Below are 3,135 nucleotides of genomic sequence, written 5' to 3' on the forward strand. Positions count from 1 at the left end.
ACACGACGTCCAGGTTGGTCGAGGTGCCGAAGTCGACCACGATCGAGGGCCCGCCGAACAGCGTGTGCGCGGCCAGGGTGTTGACGATGCGGTCCGCACCGACCTCCCGCGGGTTGTCGGTGAGCACCGGGACTCCGGTCCGCACCCCCGGCTCGACGATCACCGTCGGCAGGTGGGCGTAGTACCGGTCCAGCATCGTCCGCAGCTCGTGCAGCACCGCGGGGACGGAGGAGCACAGCGCGATACCGGTGATCTCGGGCTCGTCGACGAGCAGCGACCGGTACAGCAGCCGCATCTCGTCGGCCGTGGACCGGCTGTCCGTCTTGACCCGCCAGAAGCGTTCGAGGGACTCGGCGTCGAACAGCCCGATGACGGTGTTGGTGTTGCCCACGTCGATCGCGAGCAGCATCAGCTGTCCTCCCGGAGGTCGAGCCCGATGTCCAGCACGGTCGCGGAGTGCGTGAGCGCGCCCACGGCAAGGTAGTCGACCCCGGTCTCCGCGACGGCACGGGCCGTGTCCAGCGTCAGCCCACCGCTCGCCTCGAGCCGCGCCCGGCCGGCGGTGACCGCCACCGCCTGCCGCAGCAGGTCCGGCGCCATGTTGTCGAGCAGCACGAGGTCGGCACCGGCGTCCAGCACGGTGCGCAGCTGGTCGAGGGAGTCCACCTCGACCTCGACCGGCAGCTCGGGCCACATCCGGCGGACGGAGTCGAAGGCCTCGGCCACCCCACCGGCGGCCACCACGTGGTTGTCCTTGACCAAGGCGGCGTCCGACAGGGACATCCGGTGGTTGACGCCGCCACCGCAGCGGACGGCGTACTTCTCCAGCGCCCGCAGCCCAGGGGTGGTCTTGCGGGTGTCCCGGATCCGCGCACCGGTGCCCTCGACGGCGTCCACCCAGCGGCGGGTCAGCGTCGCCACCCCGGACAGGTGGCACAGCAGGTTCAGCGCGGTCCGCTCGCCGGTGAGCAGCGCCCGGGTGGGGGCCCGGGCGGTGAGGACGACGGTGCCCGGTTCGACCCACGCGCCGTCCGCAGCGGGGAACGCGAAGCCAGCGGTTGCGTCGGTGGCGACGTCCAGCACCGCTGCCGCGATGTCGAGACCGGCCACCACCCCGGCCGCGCGGGAGCCGAAGTCCCCAACCGACCACTGGTCGGCCGGGACGGTGGCGGCCGACGTCACATCCACCCCGCCGGCCAGGTCCTCGGCCAGCGCCGTGCGGGCCAGCGCCTCGACGGCCGTGGGGTCCAGGCCGGCAGCGGTGAGCCGGTCGGCCAGCGCGGCGCGCAGGGTCATGCCGACTCCTGCTCCAGGGCAGAACCGTGGACCAGCCGGCACACGCCGTCCTGCTGGGAGCCCAGCAGGTGCCGCCGCCAGCGCGCGTCGTCACGGTCCGGGAAGTCCTCGCGCCAGTGGCTGCCGCGGGTTTCCTCGCGCTCCAGCGCCGCGGCCGCGATGAACGACGCCACCTGGTGCAGGTTGGTGGCCTGCCAGGAGTCGGTGCTCGGCGCCTCGGTGGCGAGCAGCCGCAGCTCGGTCAGCCGCAGTTGGGTGAGCCGCAGGCTGTCCCGGCTGCGCAGCACGCCGGCGCCGTCGGTCATGGTGGCGGCCACGTGCGCCCGGACACTGGCGTCGAACAGCAGGGCCGGCCGGGTGTCCTCGACCGGCTCCCGCCGCGGCGGAAGCTCACGGGCCAGGTCGACGCCGATCCGCTCGGCGAAGACCAGGCCCTCGAGCAGCGAGTTCGAGGCCAGCCGGTTGGCGCCGTGGACGCCGGTGCAGGCGCACTCGCCGACGGCGTACAGCCCGGGCACCAAGGTCCGGCCCCAGGTGTCGGTGCGCACCCCGCCGCTCGCGTAGTGCGCGGCGGGAGCCACCGGGATGAGGTCACTGACCGGGTCGACGCCGTGCGCCCGGCAGGACTCCAGGATCGTGGGGAACCGGCGCTCCCACAGCTCCCGGCCCAGGTGCCGGCCGTCCAGCCACACGTGGGGGACGCCGCTCTCCCGCATCCGCCGCAAGATCGCCTTGGCGACGACGTCGCGCGGCGCCAGGTCAGCCAGCTCGTGCTGGCCCTGCATGAACCGCTTGCCGTCGTCGTCGACCAGGAACGCCCCCTCGCCGCGCACCGCCTCGGACACCAGCGGCTGCTGGCCGCGCGAGGCGGGGCCCAGGTAGAGCACGGTGGGGTGGAACTGGACGAACTCCATGTCGGCCACCTCGGCGCCGGCCCGTAGCGCGAGCGCCACGCCGTCGCCGGTCGAGACCACCGGGTTGGTGGACTGCGCGAAGACCTGGCCCAGACCGCCGGTGGCCAAGACGACGGCCCGGGTGTAGACCGCACCCACGCCCTCCTCGGTGCCCTCGCCCATGACGTGCAGGGTGACGCCGGCCGCCCGGCCTTCGGCGTCGTGCAGCAGGTCGAGCACCAGGGCGTGCTCGATGACCTCGATGTCCGGGTCGGCCACGACGGCGGCCGCGAGGGCCCGGGACACCTCCGCCCCGGTGGCGTCGCCACCGGCGTGCGCGATCCGGTTGCGCAGGTGGCCGCCCTCGCGGGTCAGCGCGAGGGTACCGTCGGGGTCGCGGTCGAACGCGGCGCCCAGGGCGATCAGCCGGCGGACGGCGCCCGGCCCCTCGGTGACCAGGGTGCGCACCGCCTCGACGTCGCACAGCCCGACGCCGGCGACCAGGGTGTCGTGCAGGTGCTGGTCGGGGGTGTCCCCCGGGCCCAGCGCGGCGGCGATCCCGCCCTGCGCCCACCGGGTCGATCCGGCCTCGAGCAGTGCCTTGGTGACCAGGAGCACTCGCAGCCCCTCGGCCCGGGCGCCCAGCGCCACGGTGAGCCCGGCGATGCCACTGCCGACCACGACGACGTCCGTGTCCGTCGTCCAGCCCGGTGGCGGGGCCAGCAGTCGGGACGGAAGCGGCAGCCTTCGGGTCACCTGGTCACTCCCACGTCGTCGATGAGTGCGTTGTCGATCAGCCGGGTGCCCCCGACCTTGGCAGCCACGAGCAGCAGCCCCCGGCCCAGGAAGGAGGGTCCCACGTCGCTGAGGTCGGCCGGGTCGACAAGCGCGCAGTACCCGAGCGCCAGCCCCGGCTCGGCGTCCAGCACGGCTCGCGCCGCCGCCA

The 3,135-nt window shown here is 74.3% G+C and carries 4 protein-coding genes; all 4 read right to left on the reverse strand.

Annotation, left to right across the window (positions count from 1 at the left end; all coding sequences use genetic code 11):
- On the reverse strand, positions 1 to 409 hold a 409-nt coding region (locus tag VIM19_04125; protein ID HEY5184096.1), incomplete at its 3' end, for a type III pantothenate kinase.
- Positions 409 to 1,296, reverse strand: a complete 888-nt coding sequence (gene nadC / locus VIM19_04130; GenBank protein HEY5184097.1) for a carboxylating nicotinate-nucleotide diphosphorylase — start codon at positions 1,294 to 1,296, stop codon at positions 409 to 411. The genes nadC and VIM19_04125, both read right to left, overlap by 1 nt.
- The gene (locus VIM19_04135) at positions 1,293 to 2,945 is read right to left on the reverse strand and encodes an L-aspartate oxidase (protein HEY5184098.1); all 1,653 of its coding nucleotides are present in this window, start codon (positions 2,943 to 2,945) and stop codon (positions 1,293 to 1,295) included. The genes nadC and VIM19_04135 overlap by 4 nt, the downstream gene beginning before the upstream one ends.
- Positions 2,942 to 3,135 (reverse strand): pantoate--beta-alanine ligase (locus VIM19_04140; GenBank protein HEY5184099.1); only part of this gene is annotated, 194 nt, incomplete at its 5' end. The genes VIM19_04140 and VIM19_04135, both read right to left, overlap by 4 nt.

The organism is Actinomycetes bacterium, assembly GCA_036510875.1.
Lineage (GTDB): Bacteria > Actinomycetota > Actinomycetes > Prado026 > Prado026 > DATCDE01.

Coding starts and splice junctions, on each gene's coding strand:
- nadC (HEY5184097.1), bottom strand. CDS start 1,296: ATGACCCTGCGCGCCGCGCTGGCCGACCGGCTCACCGCTGCCGGCCTG.